1 protein-coding gene and 1 pseudogene are annotated in these 770 nt (G+C 65.3%); both read right to left on the bottom strand.

The features are described from left to right. Positions 1-472: nitroreductase family protein (locus A5698_RS25010; protein ID WP_068302508.1), on the bottom strand; the 472-nt coding region annotated here is incomplete at its 3' end. 13 nt (positions 473-485) lie between these two features. Next, positions 486-770: pseudogene (locus tag A5698_RS25005) on the bottom strand (EstA family serine hydrolase); the annotation flags it as partial.

Here is a 770-nt window from a genome sequence, read left to right as displayed (position 1 = left end):
CGGCGAGCAGCAGGTTCTGCACGCTGGGATAGATCGATCCGAAGAACGACGACTCGCCCACAAATGGTGACGGCATGTACGGCAACCGCATACCGCCACGCAGACACGGCACGACCAGGACCGGGATCTCGCTGAAGTGGTCCACCTGCCATTGCACGGCCCGCAGGATCTTCTGCATCGATTCGTCGCCTGCGGCGAGGCGACGGCCGATACCGCCGTAGAGCGACCACGCCTGCCGATACCGCTTGCCGAGCTGATCCTTGACGGCCTGGTCCTTGACCACGAGGAATTCCCAGTTCTGGCCGTTCGAGCCGGTGGGCGCTCGGAGCGCCAACTCGATGCACTTCAGCACGATCGCGTCGTCGACGGGGTCGGGCAAGACGCGGCGCACGGCACGCTGGGTCATCATCGCCTCGACCAGCGGCATGTCGAGGCGGGCGAGGGCTTCTTCGGTGGTGGGAATCTCGGCCATGAGTCGAAACTACTCAGCGTTGAGTTCGGACACCGAGAACGTCGCGGAACAGGGCTTGGCGCAGCGCGAGTTCCCGGGGGTCGCTGAAGAGATGAAAGCCCATCTTGTTCATCACGTAGCCGTAGCCGGTGCCGGTGTCCGGATCGGCGAAGCCGAACGACCCTCCCGCGCCGGGCCATCCGAAAGCCTTGTCCGACGAACCGAACACGAACGTCGACGTCGGCTTGCCGAAGCCCAGCGAGTACGACACGTCGGTGTGCATGATCCTGTCGCGCACGCCCCGCGTCGGCGCCGCGGC

Origin of the sequence: Mycobacterium sp. E136, from assembly GCF_001666865.1 — a bacterium.
Classification (GTDB): Bacteria; Actinomycetota; Actinomycetes; order Mycobacteriales; family Mycobacteriaceae; genus Mycobacterium.
Note: the sequence above shows the minus strand (reverse complement) of the source record. Positions and strands in the feature narration are given on the sequence as shown.